The organism is Mesorhizobium atlanticum, from assembly GCF_003289965.1.
Classification (GTDB): domain Bacteria; phylum Pseudomonadota; class Alphaproteobacteria; order Rhizobiales; family Rhizobiaceae; genus Mesorhizobium; species Mesorhizobium atlanticum.
On record NZ_QMBQ01000001.1, the window covers coordinates 904,696 to 927,425 of the forward strand.

Here is a 22,730-nt window from a genome sequence, read left to right on the forward strand (position 1 = left end):
CGCAGCCGGTTCGTTCCGAAAACAAGGGCACGCCAAAGTGACGATCGTGAGCGGCAAGGCCGAGGCTCGCCGAACATTGCAATCCGCCAGGTCCGATGTGCTCCGCAAGATGTGGGAGCATCGCGCCGACTATGCCTATGTGCTTCCGGCGATTGCCGTGATGCTCATCGTCATCGCCTATCCGATCTACTACACGATCGAGCTGTCCTTCTTCAACACGCCGCCCGGCCTGCAGCTCCGCGATAAGATCTTCGTCGGTTTCAACAATTACGGCGCCATCCTGACCAGCGGGGTGTTCTGGCAGGTCACCTTCAACACATTGATCTGGACAGTCGCATCCACTTTCTTTTCGTTCGCCCTGGGATTTGCCGCCGCGCTGGCGCTGCATCGCGACTTCATCGGTCGCGGCGTCCTGCGCGCCATCCTGATCATTCCCTGGGTCATCAGCGCCGTCGCCGCCTCCTATATCTGGAAGTGGATCTACCATTCGGATTTCGGCATCATCGGAGCGGTGCTGGTCGAGCTCGGATGGGCCAGCCGACCGCCGAACTTCATCGACAGCGTCTCAACGGTGCTGCCCTCGCTGATCGTCGTCAACATCTGGCGCGAGTTCCCATTCGCCATGATCATGATGACGGCCGGCCTGCAGACCGTTCCCGAGCAGTTGCTGCGCGCAGCGAAAGTCGACGGCGCCAACGCCTGGCAACGCTTCTGGCACGTCACCTTCCCGCATTTGCGCAATGTCTCGACGGTGACGATCCTGCTGCTCGCGGTCGCCAACTTCAACTCCTTCATCATTCCCTGGATCATGACCGGCGGCGGGCCGTCCAATGCTTCGCACATCTGGATCACCCACATCTATGAGCTCGCCTTCGGCCGCCAGCGCTGGGGCGTGGCATCGGCCTATTCGGTGCTTCTGTTCATCATCCTGATGACGCTCGGTTACTTCTACGTCCGCGCGCTGAGCGGCAACGAGCGGAAGGACGGCGGCGCATGAGCACGGTTTCCGAGACAATCCCACGGGGCCGTTCGGCCCGCCGCGTGCGCATCGATGGATGGCGGTGGGGCGGGCGCGCCTTCCTGGTGTTCATGCTGCTCTACACGGCGCTGCCGATGATCTGGATGCTGCTCACCTCGATCAAGTCAGGCTTCGCGGCGATGCAGTTTCCGCCGCAGTGGTGGCCCGACCAACCCACACTCGCCAGCTACCAGAAGCTGCTCGATCCGCAGAACAGCGTCGGCCAGGATTTCCTGCGCTTCTTCTGGAACAGTCTCATCGTCTCCACCGCCACCACCATCCTGTCGGTGATCGTGGCGGTCCCCGCGGCCTACGCATTCTCGCGCTTCACCTTCCCGGGCCGGAACTTCCTGTTCTTCGCCGTCCTGCTGCGCAACATGTTCCCGGCGGTGATCTTCCTCGTGCCGCTCTTCATCCTGATGCGCGCGATCGGACTGGTGAACACGCATGGCTCGCTTGTGCTGACCTACCTCACCTTCGGCCTGCCGCTGGCGATCTGGCTGTTGAAGGGGTTTTACGACAACATCCCGGTGCAGCTCGAGCAGGCGGCGCGCATCGACGGCGCGACGCGGTTCCAGGCCTTTGTCCTGATCGTGATGCCGCTCTCGGCGCCGGGCATCATCGCCACGGCGATATATTCGTTCATCGGCGCGTGGAACGAATACATCTACGCCTACACCTTCCTCTCCAAGAACGAACAGCTGACGCTGCCGGTCGGCATCCAGCGCTTCTTCTCGGAGAACACGACGGACTTCCCTGGCCTGATGGCGGCCAGCTTCATGATGAGCGTGCCCGTCGTGGTGCTGTTCCTCCTCCTGCAACGATACTTCGTACGCGCCCTCACGGAAGGCGCGGTCAAGCACTAGAGCCGGATGATTTCTGGTCGAAACGACCTGAAATCTGAATCCGGCTCTAAATCAAAGAGATAGAGCATGATGCCACCCGAAAACCGCTTCACGCTTTTCGGCATCATGCTCTAGGGAGCTGCCTGCATGGCCCATGTGGTCCTCAAAGATCTCGTCAAGACCTATGGTAGCTTCAAAGCCGTCAACGAGGTTTCGCTGACGGTCAATGACGGCGAGTTCGTTGCGCTGGTCGGCCCCTCAGGCTGCGGCAAGACGACCACGCTCAACCTCGTCGCGGGCCTGACCTCGGTCACATCGGGCGACATCTTCATCGGCGACCGGGTGGTCAACGACCTCGACCCCAAGGACCGGGACATCGCCATGGTGTTCCAGAACTACGCGCTCTATCCGCAGAAGTCCGTCTATATGAACCTCGCCTTCCCGCTGCAGATGCGCAAGCTGCCCAAGGACGAGATCGACAGGAAGGTCAGGGAAGCAGCGCGCGTCCTCGACATGACGCAGCTGCTCGAGCGCAAGCCGCGCGAGCTTTCCGGCGGGCAACAGCAGCGCGTGGCGCTCGGCCGCGCCCTCGTTCGCGATCCGGCGGTGTTCCTGATGGACGAGCCGCTCTCCAATCTTGACGCCAAGCTGCGCGTGCAGATGCGGTCGGAGATCAAGCGGTTCCACCAGGACCTCAAGGCGACGATCATCTATGTGACGCACGACCAGCTCGAGGCCGTGACCATGGCTGACAGGATGGCGGTGATGAATGGCGGTTACCTGCAGCAATATGATTCACCGGCGCAGGTTTTCGCTCATCCCGCCAACATGTTCGTCGCGAGCTTCGTCGGCAGCCCGGCGATGAGCCTCATTCCGCTGGAGGCATCGACGGCAAACGGGGGCGCCGTTCTGACGAGCGCGGAAGGCTGGAGCCTCGCGCTGTCGCCACGCAACGCCCAGAAAGTCGCGCGAGCAACCACCAGGAAGGTCGTGCTCGGCGCCAGGCATTCGACGATCAAGCTGCACAAGAGCGCCGTTGCCGGCGCTATTCCGGCCAAGGCCTATACGGTGGAGCCGACCGGAGACGTCACCTTCGTGCAGGCGTTCCTCTCCGGCGCCATCGTCAACATCAGCGTCTCCCCCAACGTCGCCGTCGCACCCGACGAACAGATCTGGCTCGAGTTCGACCAGGAGCGCATGCACCTGTTCGACAGCGAGACGGAAATGGCCCTCGAAGCCAGTTGAGACAGCGAACGCATGGGACATGAGGGGACGACGACGACGATGAAGATCACCGCGATCAAGCCCTATCCGGTGTGGGTCGGGACCCGTAACCAGATGCTCGTCAAGGTCGAGACCGACCAGGGCATCTGCGGCTGGGGCGAGAGCGGCCTGAGCGGTCGCGAGAAGGCCGTGGCCGGGGCGGTCGAGCACTATCGCGAATTTCTCATCGGCCGCGACGCCACGCAGATCGGCCGCATCTGGCAGGAACTCTACCGCAGCCAGTATTTCGAAGGCGGGCGGGTTCTGCAGGCGGCGATCTCCGCCATCGACATCGCCCTCCACGACATCAAGGGCAAGGCGCTGGGGGTGCCTGTCTACGAGCTGCTCGGCGGCAAGCAGCGCGACCGCATCCCGACCTTCGCCTCGACCGGGGACGAAGCCGAGGGCGATGCCGCCATCGAGCGGGCGCGCGAGTTGCGCGCGGAAGGATGGCAGGCAATCCGCTTCTTCCCCGCCGGGCAGAGCAGCAAAGACATTTTCGAGCCGCGCGAGTCGATCGGTCCTACCGCCACCATGCTGAGCAGGGCACGCGAGGTGCTGGGCGACGATGTCGTGCTCGGCATCGACTATCATCACCGGCTGTCGGTGGCCGAAGCGGCGAGCTTCTGCAACAAGCTTGGCCGCGGCGTGCTTGATTTCCTCGAGGAGCCGATCCGTGACGAGGCGCCGGAGGCCTACGAATCCCTACGCAGGATGACCGACATCCCCTTCGCCATCGGCGAGGAGTTTGCCAGCAAGTGGCAGTTCCTGCCTTACATCGAGCGCGGCATCCACCAGTTCAACCGGCTCGATGTCTGCAATGTCGGCGGACTCACCGAGGCGATGAAGGTCGCCGGCTGGAGCGAGGCGCATTATGTCGACCTGATGCCGCACAATCCGCTTGGCCCGGTGTGCACGGCCGCAACCATCCATCTGGGCGCCGCGGTGCCGAACTTCGCCTGGCTCGAAACCAGGGTGCCCGAGAAGAAGCTGGGCTTCGACAATTCAGACTTCTTTCCTGTGCAACCGCGGCTGGACGGCACCCATTACCCGGTCGGCGATCTGCCGGGGCTCGGCGTCGAGGTCAACGAGGCGGCGATCGAGGCACAGAGCTTTCGCTTCTGGGAAGCGCCGCATCTCAAGCGCCGCGACGGTTCCGTCACCAACTGGTAATTCCATCTCACCCGGAGTTCGACAATGACGCATACAACCGACATCACCCGGCCGCCCAAGGACCTGATCGAAGCACTGAAGGAGATCGGCGCCGCGACGGTTGCCGGCACGCTCGGCCATATGGGTTTTCGCAGTCCGCACATGGTCGGCCCGGTGGCGCAGAACCATGGCAAGTCGATCGTCGGACCGGCGCTGACGCTGCAGTTCCTGCCGCAGCGGCCGGACCTCTTCAACGAAGGCGAATATGCCGATCCGGAAACGCAGCTGCACCGGCATGTGCTCTACCATGCGCAGGAGGGCGACGTGGTCGTGGTCGACGCGCGCGGCGACATGAGGTCGGGCGTCTTCGGCGATATGATGTCGACGTATTTCAAGGGCCGCGGCGGCGCGGGCATCGTCATCGACGGATGCATGCGCGACCGGCCCAATGTCGAGAAGCTCGACCTGCCGCTATGGCTGCGCGGCTGGACGCCCAACTATCATGTGCAGACCAGCATCTATCCCAATGCCGTCAACGTGCCGATCGCCTGCGGCGGCGTCACGGTGATCCCCGGCGATATCATCGTCGCCGACGATGACGGGGCTGTGGTGGTTCCCGTCTCGATGGCGCCCATGGTGATCGAGGAGGCCCAGAAACACCACGATTGGGAAGAGTTTTCCCGAGAGAAGCTCATGCAGGGCGCGCCCTTGCAGCGCTACTATCCGCTGCACGACGATGCTCGCGGAGAGTATGAGGCGTGGCGCAAAACGAGGCGCTAGCGGAGCCAAGCCAACGAAGGAAGACAACCATCACGACTTGGAGCGATGCAGCTTCAAGCCAGTCCAGACGGAACGAGATAGCGCCGCTCGGCACAACGCGGCGCGCAGTCATTGCCTGTTGGGTCGGCGGCAATCCAAGCCTAAAGCGCGTCGCGATCCTTCGGATTCGCTCCATGCGCTTTAGGTCTTGATTTTACGCATGTCTTTATCCCGAAACCGGTTCCCACTTTCGGGAGATATGCTTTAGAGGATCGCCGCCGGGCGAGTATTTCCGCGTTACTGCAGCTTCGCCTGCAGCGCGTTGACGTCGTCTGTCGTCATCTCGCCGTCGGTCGTCACCTTGCCGTCGACGATCTTCCAGAGCCGGAACGGACCGGTGATATCGCCGAATTTGTCGAAAGAGACCGGGCCGATCACGCCTTCGTAGCGGATCGGCTTCCCGTCCTTGATCAGGCCGAGCGCCTTGGCGAATTCCTCCTTGCCGGCATAGATCGGCGTGCCTGCCGGGTCGACCGCCTTGTACATGGCGTCCTTGATCTTGGCCGGGTCGTCCGAACCGGCGATGGCGATGGCAAGCCCGACGATGGCCCCGGCGTCATAGGAACGATCGGCGGCCGGGTTCGACGGCTCGATGCCTGAGAATTCCTTGTAGTTCTTGTTGAAATAGTCGGTCGACGCGGTCGGGCTGGTGCCGGAGGACGTGCCATAGGCATCCTTGAGATAATCGGCTCCGACGGATTCAATGAAGTCGGGACTGTTCATGCCGTCATTGAGCAGGAACTTCTGCACGCCGCCTTGCGAGATCCAGGTGCGGGCGACAGTGGCGCCGTCGACGGGCGTGCTGACGAGATAGAGTCCGTCCGGCTCGCCGGCCATCGCCGCCGTCACTTCCGAGGCATAGCTCGACTGCTTCTCATTGTAGGGCGTGTCGGAGACGATGGTGCCGCCGAGGGCTTTGTAGGCGCGCGAGAACTCGGCCACCATGTTGACGCCGAAGTCGTTGTTGACGTGGATGATCGACAGCTTCTTGAAGCCCTTGTCGATGGCGTATTTGGCGGCGGCCACGCCCTGCAGCGCGTCCGAGGTGATGGTGCGGAAGAAAATGCCGTTGGTCTTGCCGTCGCGGCCGAGCGCGGTCAGCGTCGGCGAAGAGGACGCGGGCGACACCTGGACGATCTTGGCCGGCGCGGTGACCGAGGTGAGGATCGGGATCGACACCGAAGAGATGATGCCGCCGATGATCACCGGCACCTTCTTGACCTGGACGAGCTGGGTCGCGGCGTCGACTGCGACATTGCCCTGGCTCTGGCTGTCGCGCGTGTCGGTCGCGAGATCGCAACCGCGCACGCCGCCCGCGGCATTGATGTCGCGGAAGGCCATCTCGACCGACTTGGCACCCGCCTGCCCGTATTCGCCGGCCGGGCCGGTCAACTCCATGACGAGACCGACCGTGATCTTGCAATCGGCGGCATGCGCTGCGCCGGCCAGCGTTACGAGAGCGAGCGCGGTGGTGAATTTCAGGATCGCGTTTCTCATTGTTGTTCCCCTTGATCTACTCGACTTTGGTTTGATCTCTTGAGCCTGTTTCAGCGTTCCGGCACCTGCAGCCAGGTCTCATGCAGATGCCGCCATTCGACCCCGTTGGGCGCCGATGAACTGGTGGTGAAGACGGCGCTCGACTGGCGGCGGCTGAGCTTGCCACCACGCAGTTGCGCCTCGACATAGAGGACGACGATGGTGTCGTCGGTTTGCCAGCCGGGCCTGATGTCCTCGATCGCGATGGCAAAGCCGTCGTCGCAGGTGGCGCGGCTTTGCCTGACATGGTCGACGACCGCATCGCGACCAAGCACCGCCCCGCTCGGCGCGATCATGGTCAAGCCTTCCCCCATGGCGGCTTCGAAGCGACCGAAGTCGACCGCGTCGGCGCGCGTGGCGACAAACCAGTCGACGAAGAAGCGGTGCAGATCGACGATCTCGGTGCTGGCGCGGGAAAACAGCGAGGCCTCCTGACTCATGGCGTTCACACCCGGCCCGCATTCAGATTGTAGTGCATGATTGAGCCGTGGCGGCCATGGCGGTCACGCTCAAGCGTGTAGACGTCGCCTTCGAGACCGGGGCTTTGCGCGATCACGGCGCCAATAGCCGCCTTGTCGTCAGGGCTCAGTTGGACGTCCATGATTGCCGCATTGGCAAGCGCGTGCGACTGGTTGCGGGCGCCGACGATGACGGCCGCGACCTGCGGCTGTTCCAGCACCCAGGCGCTGGCGATGGTGGCGATGTCGACGCCGTGGCGATCGCCGACCGTCTTCAATGCCTGCAGCAATTGCTGGAACAGGTCCCACCCGCCGAAATCGTCGATGATCAGCTTGTATTTGACCAGCGAGCGGTTTTCGAGCGGCGTCGCCGGCTCGGCAGCGCCAAGCCATCGATCGCTGAGGAAACCTCCGGCAACCGAACCGTAGCATAGGAAATGCATGCCATGTTTCTTCGCCAGCGAGGCAAGGCCTTGGGCAGGGCGCTGGTCGAGCACGGAATATTGCAGTTGCTGACTGACCAGCGGAATGCCCGCCGCCAGGATTTCGGCGAGCCGCTGCGTGTCGAAATTAGTGGTGCCGAGATGGCGAACCTTACCCTCGCGGCGGAGCTCGTCGAGCCAACCCATCGCCTCGACATAGCGAGGCTGCGCATAGTCCCACCAGTGGAATTGCACGAGGTCGATGCGCTCGGTCTTCAGCCTGCGCAGCGACTGGTCGATGATGCCCCTGATATAGTCGCGGCTGATGCCGGCCAGCCGCTCAAGGTCGGGCACCAGCTTGGTGTGCACCTTCATCCTGGCGGCGGCATCGAGGCCGCGTTCGTTGCCAAGCAGCAGACGCGCGGCGCCGATCAGTTCCTCGACGCCGGTGTAGATGTCGGCGCAGTCGTAGGTGAAGATGCCGGCGTCGAAGGTCGCGATCAAATCGCTCACCGCTTGTTGCCGATCGATCGCGCCGTGCCCGCCGGCGAGCTGCCAGCCGCCGCGGATGACGCGCGAGATGGTGTAGCCGGGGCTGAGTTCGACGGTCGTCATTTCTCTTCACCTTTCCCCGGCAGCGGCACCGCCGTCGTTTCGGCATGGCTGAACCGCCGCTTGGCCACCCTGACGATCCTGAGCCGGCTGGCGCAGTTGGGATCTGGACAGGCGATCTCGGCGTCGGACGTCATCCAGTCATTGGCGTGGGTCGGCCGCTGCTTGGCCGCCAGCAGCGGCAGCACGGCGGCAATGGAATAGATCGAAAAACCCTGCCCCGGCGGCAGCGACAGCATCTCGCCCTTCAGTTCGAAATAGTCGCCGGCCTTGGCGCCGCAATAGATCGGCTTGCCCTCGGGGATGACCGCCTCGACGCGAAGATCGAAGAGCTCGAAACTGTCGTCGCGCCCGGCCATTTTTCAGATCTCCGCTCGCGTGAAGGCGACGTCGCAGGCACCATTGCGGCGAATGACCCCGCAGGCGGCGGCGAACTGTTCCCGCTGCTCCGGCAGCACCTGCGCGACGACGCTTCCAGCGAGCCACCCGATCGGAAACAAGAGCCGCGCGCCCTGCCCGTAGAACAGGCCGATGTCGAAGATCGCATTCGGATTGCCGCCCCACATGCGTGGCGGCACGTAGGAGAGCACGATGTCGCCGGGCTGGGGTGTCAGCGTCGCATTCTCGGCCGGCAACGGCTGGGCATAGGTCTCGCCTTCCAGATGCGACGACGGCACGGGACAGGAGATTTCAGGACCGGTCCACATCGCGTGGATGCCGGAGACCACGCGCGGCTCCCCCAGATAGCTCCAGAGAAAAGCAGCATTGCCCGGCGCCTTTTCCGGCAACAGCACCGCCGTCGCCGACAATCCTGAACGCGGCTCGGTGATTTTTATGGCGCGTTTTGTCATCTCACTCCATTCGAGCCTTGGATTGCAGCTTGTCGCGAAGAAAGGCAAAGGGCCGGCTGATGTCGGCCACCAATGCCTCGCGCGCGGCCTGTGCGTCCTGCGCCGCAAGCGCCGCGACGATGCTGCGATGGTAATGCGCGGTGTCCACCTCGCCGGCTTCGGAAAAGGCGTAGATGGCGACGCGGATGCATGGGCCGGATTGCAGCCAGAGGCTCTCTATCATCGGTATCAACACGGCAGACCCGCAGGCACGATAGATTTCGAAGTGGAAGCTCTGGTTGAGCGTAACCTCGCGGTCGATATCCTTCTTGTGCTTCAGCGCCCGGACCTCGTCCCATTCGCGCAGCAGGGCCTCGACGATCGCAATGCCACGCGGCCCCATGCGCGTTGCAGCGAGCGAGATCGCCTCCCCCTCGATCAGGATGCGTGCGCGCAGCAGGTCGTCGATCCGCTCCAGCGTGATCGGCGGCACGCGCACCGAGCGGTTGGGCAGCGCCTCGAGCGCTTTTTCCGTGATCAGCCGTCCGAGCGCCTCACGCACGGGCATGGTCGAGGTGACCAGCGCGTCGGCAAGGCCGCGAATGGTCAGCACCTGGCTTGGCTCGAACAGGCCACCGATCAGAGCGCGACGCAGCTCCGAATAGACGCGGTCCTGCACAGTCTCGCGGCCGACCGGCGCAAGCTGCGCGGCGAAAACGTCATTGGTCCGCTCCACGGCTGCCCTGTGCATGCGCTCCCGACTCCAGCCTTTTTGGCCGACCCGCCTGTTTTCGGCTTGCGGAGAAAATTAAAGCTGATTAGCGTGATCAAAGCAAGTGTGATCACATATCAAAATCAGGAAACGACAAACGCTTCCGGCCCGAGGGACTGATGGGAGACACGGTGAAACGGCATGGGGCTGACACCCAGCAGCCGGTGCTGGCGGCAAAAAACGTCGTCAGGCGCTTCGGCGGGCTCGTTGCCGTGAACAATGTCTCGTTCGATGTCCGCGCTGGCGAGATTCTGGGCCTGATCGGACCGAACGGCGCGGGAAAGACGACAATGTTCGACCTTCTGGCCGGCAGCATTCTGCCATCCAGCGGCGAAATCTATCTGGGCGGCGTGCCCGTTTCCGGCGAGGCCGCGCACCGCCGCATCGGACGCGGCCTCGGGCGCACGTTCCAGATCCCACGGCCGCTCCCCAATCTGACGCTGATCGAGAACGTCATGCTTGCCGCGCAAGGGCAGACCGGCGAGCGGCTGCTTGCTAATTTCCTCACGCCGTGGCGGGTAGCCGCCGAAGAGAAAGCCGCCGCGAAGAAAGCCGCCGAGCTGCTGGAGCTCGTCTCGCTGAACCGCCTGGCGCACGAGCCGGCGCGAGTGCTTTCCGGTGGCCAGCGCAAGCTGCTCGAGCTCGCCCGTGTGATGATGGCCGATCCGGCGATCATTCTGCTCGACGAGCCGGCGGCCGGCGTGAACGCCACGCTGCTCGAGGTCATCATCGACCGCATCCGTGACATCAACGAGAGCGGCATCACCTTCCTGCTGATCGAGCACAACATCGACATGGTGACGCGGCTTTGCCACCGCGTGCTGGTGATGGCGAGCGGCGAGTTGCTGTGCGAGGGCACCGCCGACGAGGTGGCGCGGGACCCGCGTGTCATCGAGGCCTATCTCGGGGGCGCGGCATGAACGAAACCGTGCTGGACGTCAGCGATCTCGAAGCCGGCTACGAGCCTGGCGTGCCGATCGTGCGCGGCGCCTCGATCACCGTCAACAAGGGCGAGATCGTCGTCGTGCTCGGGCCGAATGGCGCCGGCAAATCGAGCCTGATCAAGGCCATCGCCGGCCTTGTGCCGATCAGCCGGGGCAAGGTTCTGCTCGATGGCAAGGACATCACCGCGGCGCCCGCCCACACCATGGTCCGCCTCGGCCTTGCCTTCGTGCCACAGACCGAAAACGTCTTTCCCCGGATGTCGGTGGAGGACAATCTGAAGGTTGCCTGCGGCATCCTTGAACGGCGCCAGGCGCCTGCCCGCATCGAAGAAATGTACGCGGCCTTTCCCGACCTTCTGCGTCAGCGGCGGACCCCGGCTGGCAACCTCTCGGGCGGGCAGCGTCAGATGCTCGCGGTGGCGCGGGCGCTGATCGTCCATCCGAAGGTGCTGGTGCTTGACGAGCCCTCGGCCGGACTGTCGCCGAAATTCGTGTCGATGGTGTTCGAGATGCTTTCGGACATCCGCAAGTCCGGCGTCACCATCCTGCTGGTCGAGCAGAACGCCAAGGCAGCGCTTGCCATCGGCGACCGCGCCTACGTGCTGGTCGAGGGCAAGGAGCGGCACGAGGGGGCCGCCTCGACGCTATGGGACGATCCAGTCATCGCAGAGCTCTATCTTGGCCAGCGGCCGCTGCGTAAGGACAGCGCAAGGCACACCGAGACCGGAGGCGCGGCATGAACCTGCAATTCGTCGTCGACGGGCTGCTCACCGGCTCGATGATCGGACTTGGCGCCATCGGCGTGACGCTGACCTATTCCATCCTGCGCTTCTCGAACTTCGCCCATGGCGATTTCATGGCCTGGGGCACCTATGCGACCTTGGCCGTGGTCGGCGCCATTGCCGCCATGTTCGGCAAGGTGGCGCCGATCGCGCCTTTGTCTTTCGGCTGGCCGCTCATCGTCGCGCTGATTGTCGGCGCGGCGTTTACGGCCTTGCTCGCGCTGCTGCTCGACAAGGTGCTGTTTTCGCGGCTGCGCAAGCAGGAGCAGGCGATCATCGCGGTAATGGGAAGTTTTGGCGCCTCGATGGCGCTCAGAAGCCTGCTCGAATTCATCTTCACCTCGCGCCCGACCTATTTCAGCCGCGCCATCCAGATCGCGATGCCGGTCGGCTTCGGCATCCGCATCACGCCCGATCAGATCGCGCTCCTCATTCTGACCGCAGCGCTGGTGCTGGGCGTGCACCTTCTGACGACACGCACCCAGACCGGCCGCTCCATGCAGGCGATGAGCCAGAACCCGGCCCTTGCCCGCATCGCCGGCATCGACGTCGCCAGCGTGGTGCGCGTCACCTGGGTCATCGGCGCGGCACTGGCCTGCGTCGCCGGCGTGATGATCGGCGTGTTGGTTCAGATCCGTCCACTGATGGGTTTCGACATGCTGTTGCCGATGTTCGCCGCCGCCATACTGGGTGGCATCGGCAGCATTCCGGGCGCGGTGCTGGGTGGCCTGATCATCGGCCTCGCCGAGGCCGGTGCCGTCCAGCTGATCGGCGCTGAATGGCGCGCCGCGGTCTCCTTCATCATCCTGATGGCAGTGCTGATCGTGCGCCCTATCGGGCTCTTCGGGGTGCGTGAAAGATGATCGATCTGGTGGGCTACGGCGCCTTTTTCCTGACGACGGCATTGATCTTCTCGCTGATCACGCTGGGCCTCAACCTGCAATGGGGGCTGACCGGTCTTTTCAATGTCGGCCTCGCCGGCTTCGTTGCCATCGGAGCCTACACTTCGGCGCTGCTCACCACGCCTGACGACCCCGCCCGGCTGGGCGGCCTCGGCCTGCCGATCGTCATCGGCTGGCTGGGGGCGATGTTTGTTGGCGGGGTTGCCGCGGCGCTAACCGGCATCGCCACGCTGCGGCTCAGATCGGACTATCTGGCAATCACTACCTTCGGTGTCGCCGTCGTCGTGCAACTGGTCGCGCTCAACGCGCAGAAACTCACGGGCGGCCCGTTCGGCATCGGCTTCATCCCGCGACCCTTCGGCGGCCTCGCCGAAACGCCGCTGCTCTTCAACCTGTCGAACTTGGCCATCGTCTCGGCGGTGACGCTCGCCGCGTTTCTGGCGCTCGAACGTCTGACGCGCAGTCCGTGGGGTCGGGTCCTGAAAGCGTTGCGCGAAGATGAGCGCGCCGCGATTTCGCTCGGCAAGAGCGCGCGTTTCTATCGTGTCCAGGCCTTCGCCGTCGGCGGCGCGATCATGGCGCTTGCCGGCGCGCTGCAGGCGCATTTCATCGGCTTCATCGCTCCCGACAATTACCTGTCGATCCTCACCTTCCAGGTTTGGGTGATGCTGATCGTCGGCGGCTCCGGGAGCAACGCCGGCGCCATTGCGGGCAGTGTACTGGTCTGGGCGATATGGGCGGGCTCGGGCGCGCTCACCAGCGTGCTTTTCGCGCCGGAACAGCAGGCGCGAGCCGCATCTCTGCAGATCGTCGCCATCGGCGTTATGCTGTGCGTTATCCTGCTGGCTCGGCCGAACGGCATATTCGGTGAGCGACCACGGCGGGCGCTTTTCGGCAAGCGGACGAAGGTCACAGCCAGCGAAAGCGGATCCTGAACGCAATGGCGCGGCAAGAAGCTCTTTCCCTTTGGCATGCGGTCAGCCGCGACCATCGCCTCCGACCAACGCTGGAAGATAGCCTCGATGTCGATCTTGCCGTCGTAGGCGGCGGCTTTGCCGGCCTGTCGACCGCGCTGCATGCCGCCAGCAAAGGCCTTTCGGTGGCTGTGCTCGAAGCAGAAATCATCGCCTGGGGCGCCACAGGCCGCAACGCGGGCTTCGTCGTGCCAAATTTCGCCAAGATGGATCCGGACGCCATCGTGGCGCATCTCGGCGCGGAGCGCGGCGAGCGGCTGATCGGAGTCGCCGCGGGCAGCGCCGACCTCGTGTTCAAGCTGATCGAGCGGCACAGCATCGCCTGCGACGCCGTCCAGAACGGCTGGATACAAGCGGCGCACTCACCGGCTGCTCTCGAAAAAATCCGATCCCGCGCCAGGCAATGGGCGGAGCGCGGCAGGCCGGCGGTGATGCTCGACAGCCAGCAGACCGAGGCTCTGACCGGCGCGCGAGGCTATGCCGGCGGCTGGATGGATCGCTCGGGCGGCGTGCTCAATCCAGTCGAATTCGCGCGCGGACTGGCCGATGCGGCCGCAACCGCCGGCGCGCGGATTTTCGAGCACACGCGTGTCACATCGATCGACCGTTCGTCCGACGGCTGGACATTGACGACGCCGTCGGGTTCGTTGCGAGCCGGCAAGGCGCTGATCGCCACCAACGCCTATGGCGGAGCGCTCAACCCGACACTGCAGCGCACCTATTTTCCGCTGAAGGTTTTCCAGATCGCGACGGCGCCGCTGCCGTCGCACGCGCGCCGGCGCCTGCTGCCTGGAGGCCAGGGTTTCTCCGACACCAGACGCAATCTTCTCACCTTCCGCTTCGATGCCCAGAACCGGCTGATCAGCGGCGGCATGCATGTGGTAAGCGCGGGCGCCGAGAGACGCGTGCCGCGGACAATCTGGCGGCGGTTGGCGAAGCGCCTGGAATTGCCTGACCTGCCGCCGCTTGAGCATAGCTGGTCAGGGATCGCCGCCGTCGAACCGGATTTCCTGCCGCATCTGATCGACCTCGGCCCAGGTCTGATGGCGGCCCGTGCCTGCAATGGACGCGGCATCGCCATGACCACGGCCATGGGCAAGGTGCTGGCCGACTGGGCCGCAGGGACGGAAGGGCGCGACCTGCCGCTGCCATTCGCGCCGCCGGCGCCGATCCCCTTTCACGGCCTGCTGCGCTACGCGCCCAACATGCTGCTGCCTTGGAGCATGTTGCGCGACCGGCTTGATCGGAGCGGTTAGCACAGTTTCTTTCGGGCTATTTGGTTGAAAAGCCGCCCTTACTGCGCGTTACCGACGGTTGCAGCCGAGGAATGACCGGTAACTGCTCGGGTCTCCCCAGAATTCACCGGCCGCACTCTGCCTGAGGTTCATGCGGCGCGAGACGGGCACTCATATCGCGTAGAGTGCTAGCACTCCGGCGCGATTCCAATGGCTTAGGAAAGTAAGCGGTAGTGGTGAGCTTTACGGGCGGCCAGGACGGGTCCCAACCTTGCGCGAGGATTCTCCAAGCGGTGTTTGCCTTGGCGTTCTCCCAGCACATCGGCGAGCAGAAGTAGTATCGCACCGGGCGGTTATTAAAAACGCGGCTGCATGTAATGCAAATCATGTAGAACCTCATTTATTCAGCGAGGATTTTGCCACAAAACCGAACCGTCGCGCGGATTCACTGGAGCGGGCTGGGGCTGCCATATAAAGGCGTTCGGCCTGTAACTCCCGGCAAGCTACCCCTGAAGCCCGGTGAGGCGAGCCACGGCCGATCCGCGGCCCGCCTCTCGATCACGCCTGCAACGCAAGGATTCCTGTGTGCGCGGGCTCCGTGCAGGATTCAGCCTCACCCGGTTCACTGATCCGGAACCACGCGACATAGAGAGCGGGCAAGAAGATCAGAGTGAGAACCGTCGCGACGGCGAGGCCGCCGATGATGGCGAAGGCCATGGGCCCCCAGAAGACGGTCGGCGCGATTGGCACCATGCCGAGTGTCGCGGCGGCTGCCGTGAGCAGGATGGGACGTGTCCGGTGGATCGCGGCTGTGACGACTGCGTCCCATGGGTGTGCGCCCGTCTTCCTTTCGGTCTCGATCTGATCGATCAGAATGACCGAATTGCGCGCGATCATGCCAGTCAGCGCCAGCACACCCAAGATCGCGACGAAGCCCATCGGAGCTTGTGCAAGCAGCAGGGCCGCCACAACGCCGATAATACCAAGCGGAGCGACACTCAAGACCAGGAACATACGCTGGAAGCTCTGCAGTTGGAACATCAAGATCGTCAGCACAAGAAAGCCCATCGCGGGCAGCACCGCCATAACCGAAGCTTGGGCCTTGCCACTCTCCTCCACCGAGCCGCCAGTCGAGATGTGATAGCCGCTCGGCAGCGCCGCCACGAGTTTGCCGAGTTGAGGCTCAAACGCCTTGACGGCCGTTGCAGGCAGCACACCTGTCACCACGTCTGCCTGTACGGTCAGGGTCGGAACGCGATCGCGCCGCCAGACGATTGGATATTCCTGGGAATAGTCAAAGGTTGCGATCTGCCGTAGTGGGACCACGCGCCCGCCCGGCAGCGGTATCTGCAATGAGCGAAGCGATTCAAGAGAGGTCCGCTGTGTCTGCTCGGCGCGCGCGACCACGTCGACCAGGTAAATATCGTCGCGAACCTGCGTCATCGTCGTGCCGGAGACAATGGCATTGAGCGCGGTCGCCACCACGGCGGAGCTAAGGCCCAACTGTCTCGCCTGGTCCTGGTCGACGCGGACACGCATAACCCGTGATGGCTCGACCCAGTCGAAGTTGACGTTGCGGAGCCCAGCTGTCTTGCCTAGGGCATCGGCAACCTGCAGAGCAATGGAGCGAACTTGGGCCGGGTCCGGTCCGTCCACTCGGTATTTCACCGGCCAGCCGACAGGCGGACCGAGTTCCAGCGGATTGACACGCGCGACGACCTGCGGGAACCGCGTCGCCAAAGCCTTCTCGAGACGCGCGCGAACCTGCTCGCGTTCCTTAAGCCCTTTGGTGACAATGACCGACTGCGCGAAGAACGGATTCGGCAGGGCTACGTCGAGCGGCAAATAAAACCGAATGGCGCCCTGACCGACATAGGTCGAGAAATGCTCGACGTCAGGATCGGCGGCCACGATCTCGTCGAACTGTTGCACGACCTCGTTCGTCGCGAGAATCGACGCGTTGTCTTGCAGCTTCAAATCCACCAACAACTCAGGCCGATCGGAGGACGGAAAGAACTGCTGCGGGATGAGACGGGCTCCGGCCAGGGCTGCAGCGAAGAGACCCGCCGTCACCAGGATGGTGATCCACTTGGCGCGCATTGCAGCCAGCAGAGCATGCTTGAACAGGCGCATGGGGGCGCTTAGCGCTTCGCTATGGGAGTGCTTAGGTTTGCCAAGGAGCGCAACCCCGACCACGGGGGCGAAAAGGCCCGACACTACCCAGGAAGCGAGTAGAGACAGCGCCACCACTGCAAAGAGCGAGAACGTGTATTCGCCTGCGTCGCTGCGCGCAAAACCGACTGGCACAAAGCCAGCGACGGTGACGAGCGTCCCGGCAAGCCTCGGCATGGCCGTCGAAGCGTAGGCGAAGATGGCCGCGGTCGGCTTGTCGTCGCCACGTTCGAGACGGCTCACCATGGTCTCGATGGTGATCATGGCGTCGTCGACCAAAAGGCCGAGAGCGATGATGAGGGCGCCAAGCGAGATACGCTGAAGGTCGATGCCCAAGGCCAGCATTGCCGCGAATACGATCGCAAGAACCAGCGGAATCGAGATCGCGACAACGGAGCCGGCGCGGAAGCCGAGGCTCAAAACGCTCACGACGAGGACGATGGCGATCGCTTCCCAGAGCGCTTCCATGAAGTCGCCGATTGCGTGACTAACTGTCTCCGGCTGGTTGGCGATCATCGTGGGCTCGATTCCGACAGGCAAGTCCTTCCTAAGTTCCTTTATCGTTTCTTCGACGTTGCGACCGAGCGCCAGGACGTCGCCGCCGTCGCGCATAGAGATCCCGAGCCCCAGGCCAGGCTTGCCGTTGATGCGAAAGATCGGATCTGGCGGGTTGGCATCCTCGCGGCGCACTTGAGCGATGTCGGCAAGGCGAATGATGCGATCGCCCACGGCGAAGTTGACCGCGAGGATATCCTTCTCGGATTTTAGCGCGCCGCTTACCTGCAGTTTGATGCCCTCCTGATCGGTGACGATCTCACCCGAGGGAACCACGACGTTTTGAGCCTGCAGCGCTGTTGTCAAAGCCTCCGCGGTAAGGCCGTAGCCCGCGAGCTTTTGGGGCGAGAACTCGATGTAGATGCGCTCAGGCTGGGCTCCGATCAAGTTCACCTTGGCGACATCGGGCACCTGCAAGAGCCGCGAACGGACGCTTTCCACGTAATCCCGCAATTCGCGGTTGGAGTACCCGTCGGCGGTGAACCCATAGATGATGCCATAGGTATCGCCGAACTCATCATCGGCTACCGGGCCGATCACGCCCTGCGGCAAGGTCAGCCTGATGTCTTCAACCTTCTTGCGCACCTGGTACCAGGTATCGGCCACCACCCTCGGAGGCGTCGAACCCTTCAGGTATACGAAGACGGTGGACTCGCCCGCCTTGGTGTAGCTCTTCAGGTAGTCGAGATGAGGCGTTTCCTGAAGCTTGCGTTCCAGGCGTTCGGTTACTTGGTTCAGCGTCTCGTCGAGCGTGGCGCCTGGCCAGCGTGCCTGCACCACCATCGTCTTGATGGTGAAGGTGGGATCCTCGTTGCGACCCAATTGCAGGTACGCGCCAAGGCCCAGGACAATGACAGCGAGCATCAGATAGTAGATGACAGAACGATGCGCTAAGGCCCAAGCGGAGAGATTGAAGCGGCTCATTGGGAAGCTCCCAGCAGCCGGACGTTCTGGCCGGGTCGCAGCGCATGCACGCCGGCGGTTACTACGATTTCGCCGGTTTCGACGCCTCGAGATACCACGATATGGGAAGAATCCTGTCGCAGCAGGTCGACGGTGCGAAGGGAAACTTGCTGAGTCTTGCCGTCGACGACCCATACCGCGGGCCGATCCCCCGCCGTCGTCAGGGCGGTTGCCGGCAGCTCTATGCCGCTCGCCACCTGCATGTGCGTCTGACCGGTCACTGTTGCCCCAAGGCGCATCGCCTTCGGCCAGGCGCTTAGCCCAACTTTAACCCGATAGCTGCGGGTGACGGGATCGGCCTGTGGAGCCACCTCCCGGACCTGGCCAACGGCACGCACCGACGGATCGTCGGTCAGCGCGACGTCGATCGGCGAGTCAGGTGCCACCTGGCGCATGAGGCTGGCCGGGACGTCGAATACCGCGTCGGCACCGTCACCGTGCGCGACCGTGACAATTGTCTGACCTGTCCTGACAACCTCCCCGGCCTCCGCCCCTGTGGCGATCACGGCGCCGGACGAGTCGGCGACCAATTTGGTATAGCTGAACTGGTCCTGGGCCGTGTGCAACACCGCCGCCGTGGAATCCACCTCGGCTTTCGCACTCAGATATGCCCTTTCTGCGGCATCAAACTGGGCCCGGGTGGTCCAGCCCTGCCCGAGCAGGGTGCGTTGGCGCTGCAGGGTGTTGGCGGCTTCGTGGACGACTGCTAGCGCTGCTTCGTTCTGCGCCTGCGCGGCATGTAGGCCATCCTGCTGGGGCTGCGGATCGATTTCGGCGATCACGTCGCCCTGTTGGACGATCTGCCCAACATTGGCTTTGCGGCTAATCATCCGTCCGTCAATGCGGAAGGCAAGGTTCTCCTCGGTTCGCGCGTGGACATGGCCCGTCAGCGAAACAGGCTCTCCCTCCGCGCTGGCGGAGGCGACTACGGTTCGCACGGGGCGGATGTCAGGGGGTGGCGGCGCGGATGCACCAGCGCACACAAAAACGGTTAATCCCAGGCAGGCAAGTGTGGATGCGGATTTCATGAACAGAACCCTCTTGGTTGTGCCCAGCCCGATGAAATTTCGTCGCAGGCTGGATAATTTGGGCTTGCTTATATACATTCGCGTATGTATGTAAATAGGGAAATCATGAATGTATGTAAAAATTGACGCAGCGGAAGGACTCTTTTTATGAGGCGCACCAAGGCAGAGGCCGAACAGACACGCGAGGCCGTCTTGGCCGCGGCGATTGAGGTCTTCCTCGAGCGCGGCGTGACCCGCGCCACCCTGGAACAGATAGCCAGCGCCGCCGGCGTAACGCGCGGGGCGGTTTACTGGCATTTCCGCGACAAGCAGGAGATCTTCACGGCGCTGGAGCGGCGGGCCAACATGCCGAACGAGGAGTTTGGCGATCGCCTCAAGGCTCGCCTCGCCACCCATAATGATCTTGATCCGTTGCGCGAGCTCACAGACGCGATCCGGGAGGGGCTGCAAGCATTCGAAACCCATCCGGAACGCCCCCGGATCCTGACGATACTCTGGCTGCGTTGCGAATATTCCGAGGACATGCTGCCGGTAGTTACGCGTCAGCGCGAAGCGGACCTGGCGCTCCAGAAGTTGTTTGGGTCCGTTATCGGACTGGCCGCTGCGCGCGGTCGGCTCGCCCCCGCCCTCTCACCAGAATTGGCCGCGCGCGCGCTCCTGCTTTTGGTCAACGGATCGGTTCTCGATTGGCTTCGCGCTCCCGGACAGTCTGAGTTGACTGAAAACACAATGCCGATGGTGGCCGGGTTTCTCGAGGCAATCCGCGCGCCAAAAACGCAAACAACGGTGGACCAGAAGCACACCACCTCGGAGCAGAGCTATGACAAGTGAAGCAGTGGCGCGAGCCGAGCCGGAGCTACGCCGACCAACACCTTCTGGCCGGCGGCCAGCGGAATGGCTTTAAAAAAGCGAGCTGAGAGCAACGCTCGATCGTCCCTCATTCTTCACCTGGATTCCACGATGGCCGCACGAGGCACCACGCGCGACTATACCGACAAGATGCTGCTCGCCGCTCTGCAGGAAGCGCAGACGACGGTACGTGCCTACGACACAAAGGCGCAAATCGTCGGCGTTGGTTACATTCTAGCGCTCAATCTGGTGCTCCATTTCGGCGATCTGCTACCGACCCACGCGCCGCTCGGGCCACTTTTCTTCGCAGCCGTCTGGGGCGTGCTGATCATGCCGATCCTGCAGTTCGGGCAGGTCATCCACCCGAGCCGGACACGCGCGGAAAAGGATCTTGTTGCGAAGAAGTTCTGTGGCTCCGAGCAGCGCGTTTATTATGTCGACCCCAGCACATTCGCCAATCTCGGGGACTTCGTCCGGGAGGCGCTAACCGCCGATTGGACCTCGGTTCTTTCCGCCGAACTGCTCAAGGTCTCTCGCGTCAGGATCATCAAGCAGACGCGCTTCCGGCGCGCTCTGATGATGACCGTGGTTTCGTTCATCGTGTTGGCAGCCGATCAATTTCTACGAAGTCTGGCGGTCGTCCGATGAGAAGAGAACGTCACTCCTGGCCAAGGCCGAGGTTCCGTCTGCGCTGGTGGCGAGTCCTGCTTCTCCCCACGATGCTGTGCCTACTGATAAGCTGCGCCGCTCGACCTGAAAACGTCTTTCAACCCCTCCCCTTTGCCGCCAGTGACGCTGGCCGTGTCGACATGCTGGTCGCGACGACGCGCAAGCCATCTGACGATCGCGGTCAGCTCTATAGTGGCGATCGCGGAACGGCGATCTCGCTCAACAATATAGTCGTCTCCATTCCTCCGGATCGGAACCGCACGGTCGGAAAGGTCCAGTGGCCTCTGCTCCTTAAACCCGATCCTGAAAAGGAGTTTGCCGTACTCAGCGTAGGGAAAATCGGATCGCAACGCGCAGTCCTTAAGTGGGCCCGCAAGAATCGCAAAGGCAAGCGGCAGGTGCTCATCTTCGTCCACGGCTTCAACAACACGTACGCCGACGCCGTCTTCCGCTTCGCCCAGATCGTTCACGATACCGGGACAGACGCGGCGCCGATTCTCTTCACGTGGCCGTCGCGTGGGGATCCATTCGACTATCTCTATGACAAGGAAAGCACTATTTACTCGCGTCGCGCCTTGGAAGATCTAATCCTCCAGGCAACAAAGAGTCCCGACGTAGCAGACGTGACGATCCTGGCCCACTCAATGGGTGCATGGCTGACGGCGGAGGCACTGCGCGATATCGCCATGCGCGACCAGACCATTCCGGCCAAAGTCAGAAACGTGGTTTTCGCGTCGCCGGATATCGACATCGACGTGTTTCGGCGTCAGTTCATCGAGATGGGCGCCACCCGCCCGCATTTCACGATCTTCACGTCGACCAATGACAAGGCCCTGCAAGTCTCTCGACTGCTTTCGGGGGGAATTAGCCGCGTCGGTGGAACCGATCTCAGGCCCTATGTTCCCGTACTCGAAGAGCTTGGCGTTTCGGTTATCGACACCAGCGACATCACACCCAGCGATCCGCTCGGTCACACCGCGTTCGCCGACACACCCGGTATTGTGCGCCTTCTTGGGCGCCGGCTTGCAGGACAAAGCCTGGCCGGAGAAGAGGCGTCGTACGCCGATAAGATCGGGGTGGCGGCCGTCGGTATTGCCGGTTCGGCGGCGCGGGTGGCCGTTGCTGCCCCAGCTGCGGTCATCAGCCCCAAGGCTCGAGAAATCTTGAAGCGGGAGCTTTCCTCAGATCGGGGTCAGATTGTGGATGGGCGGATATCCTACTGACTGTCGAGCGTGGCTACAGGCGAATTGGTGATCCGAGCTTACCGTTGAGAGTGAAACAATGGCCCTTCCCAGCACCGCCAGGAATGATCCTTCAGCTGATGAGAGGTTGCAGATCATTCAAGCTGGCACGGCAGCGTGTCGCCTGTATGGGCCGTCGAAAACGACAGTCTCCGACATCGCTCGGCTGCTCGGAAAATCTCCCGCAAGCCTATACCGAACGTTCCCCTCGAAGGCGGACATATGGGACGCAATCGCAGCCGATTTTTTCGAAAGTGACCTCCGCTTCGCGCCGTCCCCTGCAGGCGACCCGGTGGGCGCAGCAGACCAGTTGAAACAAACGATGCTCGGCCACCATCGCTTGCTCCTGCAGGCCATTCACGGCGACCCCAAAATGTTCGACCTGATTGTCCTTAGCGCGAGCAGCAACTGGTCGTCCTTCAGACAGTTTCGAAATCGGCTTCACGGCCTCGTGGGAGAGCTTATTCGTGTTGGCATTGGCACCAAGGAGTTCCAACCGACAGATGTGCGCGCGGCCTCCTGCTGCTTTTGCGCCTCTCTTCTTGTCTTGTGGGATCCCAGGATTGTCGGTTCAACGCCTTCGAACCATTGCGAGATCTCAGCTCACAAACTTGTCTCCTTCGCGATTGATGGGTTACGTTAGTTGCGTAGGCGCCTGTTATCCGAAGTAGGCTTAGGGCAGCGCGCGC

General features: G+C 62.9%; 22 protein-coding genes. 14 read left to right on the top strand and 8 right to left on the bottom strand.

The window, feature by feature from the left end:
- Positions 1 to 37 precede the first annotated feature (37 nt).
- The 5 genes from DPM35_RS04625 (at position 38) to DPM35_RS04645 (ending at position 5,058) form a co-directional block, all read left to right on the top strand.
- Positions 38 to 997 (top strand): carbohydrate ABC transporter permease, encoded by a 960-nt coding sequence (locus tag DPM35_RS04625; protein ID WP_112126100.1) that lies wholly within the window; start codon positions 38 to 40, stop codon positions 995 to 997.
- Positions 994 to 1,884, top strand: coding sequence for a carbohydrate ABC transporter permease (locus tag DPM35_RS04630; RefSeq protein WP_112126101.1), 891 nt, complete (start codon positions 994 to 996; stop codon positions 1,882 to 1,884). The genes DPM35_RS04625 and DPM35_RS04630 overlap by 4 nt, the downstream gene beginning before the upstream one ends.
- Before the next feature lie 126 nt (positions 1,885 to 2,010).
- On the top strand, positions 2,011 to 3,108 hold the full coding sequence (locus tag DPM35_RS04635) for an ABC transporter ATP-binding protein (protein ID WP_112126102.1): 1,098 nt from the start codon (positions 2,011 to 2,013) through the stop codon (positions 3,106 to 3,108).
- A gap of 39 nt (positions 3,109 to 3,147) precedes the next feature.
- Positions 3,148 to 4,299 carry a mandelate racemase/muconate lactonizing enzyme family protein gene (locus DPM35_RS04640; protein ID WP_112126249.1) on the top strand — a complete coding sequence of 384 codons (1,152 nt, stop codon included), beginning with the start codon at positions 3,148 to 3,150 and terminating at the stop codon, positions 4,297 to 4,299.
- A 24-nt stretch (positions 4,300 to 4,323) separates the two neighbouring features.
- The gene (locus DPM35_RS04645; RefSeq protein WP_112126103.1) at positions 4,324 to 5,058 is read left to right on the top strand and encodes a ribonuclease activity regulator RraA; all 735 of its coding nucleotides are present in this window, start codon (positions 4,324 to 4,326) and stop codon (positions 5,056 to 5,058) included.
- 276 nt (positions 5,059 to 5,334) lie between these two features.
- Here DPM35_RS04645 and DPM35_RS04650 read toward each other — a convergent pair whose 3' ends face one another.
- From DPM35_RS04650 to DPM35_RS04675, 6 genes are read right to left on the bottom strand one after another with little or no spacing between them, the layout of a single operon-like run.
- On the bottom strand, positions 5,335 to 6,594 hold the full coding sequence (locus tag DPM35_RS04650) for an ABC transporter substrate-binding protein (protein WP_112126104.1): 1,260 nt from the start codon (positions 6,592 to 6,594) through the stop codon (positions 5,335 to 5,337).
- A gap of 50 nt (positions 6,595 to 6,644) precedes the next feature.
- Complete coding sequence (locus DPM35_RS04655; protein WP_112126105.1) at positions 6,645 to 7,073, bottom strand: hypothetical protein; 429 nt, start codon at positions 7,071 to 7,073, stop codon at positions 6,645 to 6,647.
- A gap of 5 nt (positions 7,074 to 7,078) precedes the next feature.
- The gene (locus DPM35_RS04660) at positions 7,079 to 8,128 is read right to left on the bottom strand and encodes an aldo/keto reductase (RefSeq protein ID WP_112126106.1); all 1,050 of its coding nucleotides are present in this window, start codon (positions 8,126 to 8,128) and stop codon (positions 7,079 to 7,081) included.
- Positions 8,125 to 8,484 (bottom strand): TIGR04076 family protein, encoded by a 360-nt coding sequence (locus DPM35_RS04665; RefSeq protein WP_112126107.1) that lies wholly within the window; start codon positions 8,482 to 8,484, stop codon positions 8,125 to 8,127. The genes DPM35_RS04660 and DPM35_RS04665 overlap by 4 nt, the downstream gene beginning before the upstream one ends.
- Before the next feature lie 3 nt (positions 8,485 to 8,487).
- The gene (locus DPM35_RS04670) at positions 8,488 to 8,976 is read right to left on the bottom strand and encodes a DUF3830 family protein (protein ID WP_112126108.1); all 489 of its coding nucleotides are present in this window, start codon (positions 8,974 to 8,976) and stop codon (positions 8,488 to 8,490) included.
- A 1-nt stretch (position 8,977) separates the two neighbouring features.
- Positions 8,978 to 9,706 carry a GntR family transcriptional regulator gene (locus tag DPM35_RS04675; protein WP_112126109.1) on the bottom strand — a complete coding sequence of 243 codons (729 nt, stop codon included), beginning with the start codon at positions 9,704 to 9,706 and terminating at the stop codon, positions 8,978 to 8,980.
- A 140-nt stretch (positions 9,707 to 9,846) separates the two neighbouring features.
- Between DPM35_RS04675 and DPM35_RS04680 the strand changes: the two genes are divergently transcribed.
- Genes DPM35_RS04680 through DPM35_RS04700 form a run of 5 tightly spaced genes read left to right on the top strand, consistent with a single transcriptional unit; the run spans position 9,847 to position 14,585 of the window.
- Complete coding sequence (locus DPM35_RS04680) at positions 9,847 to 10,647, top strand: ABC transporter ATP-binding protein (protein WP_112126110.1); 801 nt, start codon at positions 9,847 to 9,849, stop codon at positions 10,645 to 10,647.
- Complete coding sequence (locus DPM35_RS04685; RefSeq protein WP_112126111.1) at positions 10,644 to 11,411, top strand: branched-chain amino acid ABC transporter ATP-binding protein; 768 nt, start codon at positions 10,644 to 10,646, stop codon at positions 11,409 to 11,411. The genes DPM35_RS04680 and DPM35_RS04685 overlap by 4 nt, the downstream gene beginning before the upstream one ends.
- Positions 11,408 to 12,316, top strand: coding sequence for a branched-chain amino acid ABC transporter permease (locus tag DPM35_RS04690; RefSeq protein WP_112126112.1), 909 nt, complete (start codon positions 11,408 to 11,410; stop codon positions 12,314 to 12,316). Before DPM35_RS04685 ends, DPM35_RS04690 begins: the two co-directional genes overlap by 4 nt.
- The gene (locus tag DPM35_RS04695) at positions 12,313 to 13,290 is read left to right on the top strand and encodes a branched-chain amino acid ABC transporter permease (protein WP_181591916.1); all 978 of its coding nucleotides are present in this window, start codon (positions 12,313 to 12,315) and stop codon (positions 13,288 to 13,290) included. Before DPM35_RS04690 ends, DPM35_RS04695 begins: the two co-directional genes overlap by 4 nt.
- Positions 13,287 to 14,585, top strand: a complete 1,299-nt coding sequence (locus tag DPM35_RS04700; RefSeq protein ID WP_112126113.1) for an NAD(P)/FAD-dependent oxidoreductase — start codon at positions 13,287 to 13,289, stop codon at positions 14,583 to 14,585. Before DPM35_RS04695 ends, DPM35_RS04700 begins: the two co-directional genes overlap by 4 nt.
- A 537-nt stretch (positions 14,586 to 15,122) precedes the next feature.
- On the opposite strand, the gene DPM35_RS04705 is transcribed toward DPM35_RS04700, so the two are convergent.
- Both DPM35_RS04705 and DPM35_RS04710 read right to left on the bottom strand, forming a co-directional pair.
- A complete protein-coding gene (locus DPM35_RS04705) occupies positions 15,123 to 18,215 on the bottom strand; it encodes an efflux RND transporter permease subunit (RefSeq protein WP_112126114.1) in 3,093 nt (1,030 codons plus the stop codon).
- The gene (locus DPM35_RS04710; protein ID WP_112126251.1) at positions 18,212 to 19,282 is read right to left on the bottom strand and encodes an efflux RND transporter periplasmic adaptor subunit; all 1,071 of its coding nucleotides are present in this window, start codon (positions 19,280 to 19,282) and stop codon (positions 18,212 to 18,214) included. Before DPM35_RS04710 ends, DPM35_RS04705 begins: the two co-directional genes overlap by 4 nt.
- 147 nt (positions 19,283 to 19,429) lie before the next feature.
- On the opposite strand from DPM35_RS04710, the gene DPM35_RS04715 reads away from it, so the two are divergent.
- The 4 genes from DPM35_RS04715 to DPM35_RS04730 all read left to right on the top strand — a co-directional run bounded on the left by DPM35_RS04715 (position 19,430) and on the right by DPM35_RS04730 (position 22,684).
- Entirely contained in the window at positions 19,430 to 20,113 is a 684-nt protein-coding gene (locus tag DPM35_RS04715; protein ID WP_112126115.1) for a TetR family transcriptional regulator, read from the top strand.
- A gap of 129 nt (positions 20,114 to 20,242) precedes the next feature.
- Positions 20,243 to 20,779: a Pycsar system effector family protein gene (locus tag DPM35_RS04720; protein WP_112126116.1), complete on the top strand. Its 537-nt coding sequence runs from the start codon at positions 20,243 to 20,245 to the stop codon at positions 20,777 to 20,779.
- A 71-nt stretch (positions 20,780 to 20,850) separates the two neighbouring features.
- On the top strand, positions 20,851 to 22,023 hold the full coding sequence (locus DPM35_RS04725) for an alpha/beta hydrolase (RefSeq protein ID WP_245431441.1): 1,173 nt from the start codon (positions 20,851 to 20,853) through the stop codon (positions 22,021 to 22,023).
- A gap of 58 nt (positions 22,024 to 22,081) precedes the next feature.
- On the top strand, positions 22,082 to 22,684 hold the full coding sequence (locus DPM35_RS04730; RefSeq protein ID WP_112126118.1) for a TetR/AcrR family transcriptional regulator: 603 nt from the start codon (positions 22,082 to 22,084) through the stop codon (positions 22,682 to 22,684).
- Positions 22,685 to 22,730 lie beyond the last annotated feature (46 nt).

Bases quoted from the DNA above. Each gene is read 5' to 3' on its own strand.
- DPM35_RS04630 (WP_112126101.1), top strand. From the start codon at position 994: ATGAGCACGGTTTCCGAGACAATCCCACGGGGCCGTTCGGCCCGCCGC.
- DPM35_RS04635 (WP_112126102.1), top strand. From the start codon at position 2,011: ATGGCCCATGTGGTCCTCAAAGATCTCGTCAAGACCTATGGTAGCTTC.
- DPM35_RS04640 (WP_112126249.1), top strand. From the start codon at position 3,148: ATGAAGATCACCGCGATCAAGCCCTATCCGGTGTGGGTCGGGACCCGT.
- DPM35_RS04645 (WP_112126103.1), top strand. From the start codon at position 4,324: ATGACGCATACAACCGACATCACCCGGCCGCCCAAGGACCTGATCGAA.
- DPM35_RS04650 (WP_112126104.1), bottom strand. From the start codon at position 6,594: ATGAGAAACGCGATCCTGAAATTCACCACCGCGCTCGCTCTCGTAACG.
- DPM35_RS04655 (WP_112126105.1), bottom strand. From the start codon at position 7,073: ATGAGTCAGGAGGCCTCGCTGTTTTCCCGCGCCAGCACCGAGATCGTC.
- DPM35_RS04660 (WP_112126106.1), bottom strand. From the start codon at position 8,128: ATGACGACCGTCGAACTCAGCCCCGGCTACACCATCTCGCGCGTCATC.
- DPM35_RS04665 (WP_112126107.1), bottom strand. From the start codon at position 8,484: ATGGCCGGGCGCGACGACAGTTTCGAGCTCTTCGATCTTCGCGTCGAG.
- DPM35_RS04670 (WP_112126108.1), bottom strand. From the start codon at position 8,976: ATGACAAAACGCGCCATAAAAATCACCGAGCCGCGTTCAGGATTGTCG.
- DPM35_RS04675 (WP_112126109.1), bottom strand. From the start codon at position 9,706: ATGCACAGGGCAGCCGTGGAGCGGACCAATGACGTTTTCGCCGCGCAG.
- DPM35_RS04680 (WP_112126110.1), top strand. From the start codon at position 9,847: ATGGGAGACACGGTGAAACGGCATGGGGCTGACACCCAGCAGCCGGTG.
- DPM35_RS04685 (WP_112126111.1), top strand. From the start codon at position 10,644: ATGAACGAAACCGTGCTGGACGTCAGCGATCTCGAAGCCGGCTACGAG.
- DPM35_RS04690 (WP_112126112.1), top strand. From the start codon at position 11,408: ATGAACCTGCAATTCGTCGTCGACGGGCTGCTCACCGGCTCGATGATC.
- DPM35_RS04695 (WP_181591916.1), top strand. From the start codon at position 12,313: ATGATCGATCTGGTGGGCTACGGCGCCTTTTTCCTGACGACGGCATTG.
- DPM35_RS04705 (WP_112126114.1), bottom strand. From the start codon at position 18,215: ATGAGCCGCTTCAATCTCTCCGCTTGGGCCTTAGCGCATCGTTCTGTC.
- DPM35_RS04710 (WP_112126251.1), bottom strand. From the start codon at position 19,282: ATGAAATCCGCATCCACACTTGCCTGCCTGGGATTAACCGTTTTTGTG.
- DPM35_RS04715 (WP_112126115.1), top strand. From the start codon at position 19,430: ATGAGGCGCACCAAGGCAGAGGCCGAACAGACACGCGAGGCCGTCTTG.
- DPM35_RS04720 (WP_112126116.1), top strand. From the start codon at position 20,243: ATGGCCGCACGAGGCACCACGCGCGACTATACCGACAAGATGCTGCTC.
- DPM35_RS04725 (WP_245431441.1), top strand. From the start codon at position 20,851: ATGCTGTGCCTACTGATAAGCTGCGCCGCTCGACCTGAAAACGTCTTT.
- DPM35_RS04730 (WP_112126118.1), top strand. From the start codon at position 22,082: ATGGCCCTTCCCAGCACCGCCAGGAATGATCCTTCAGCTGATGAGAGG.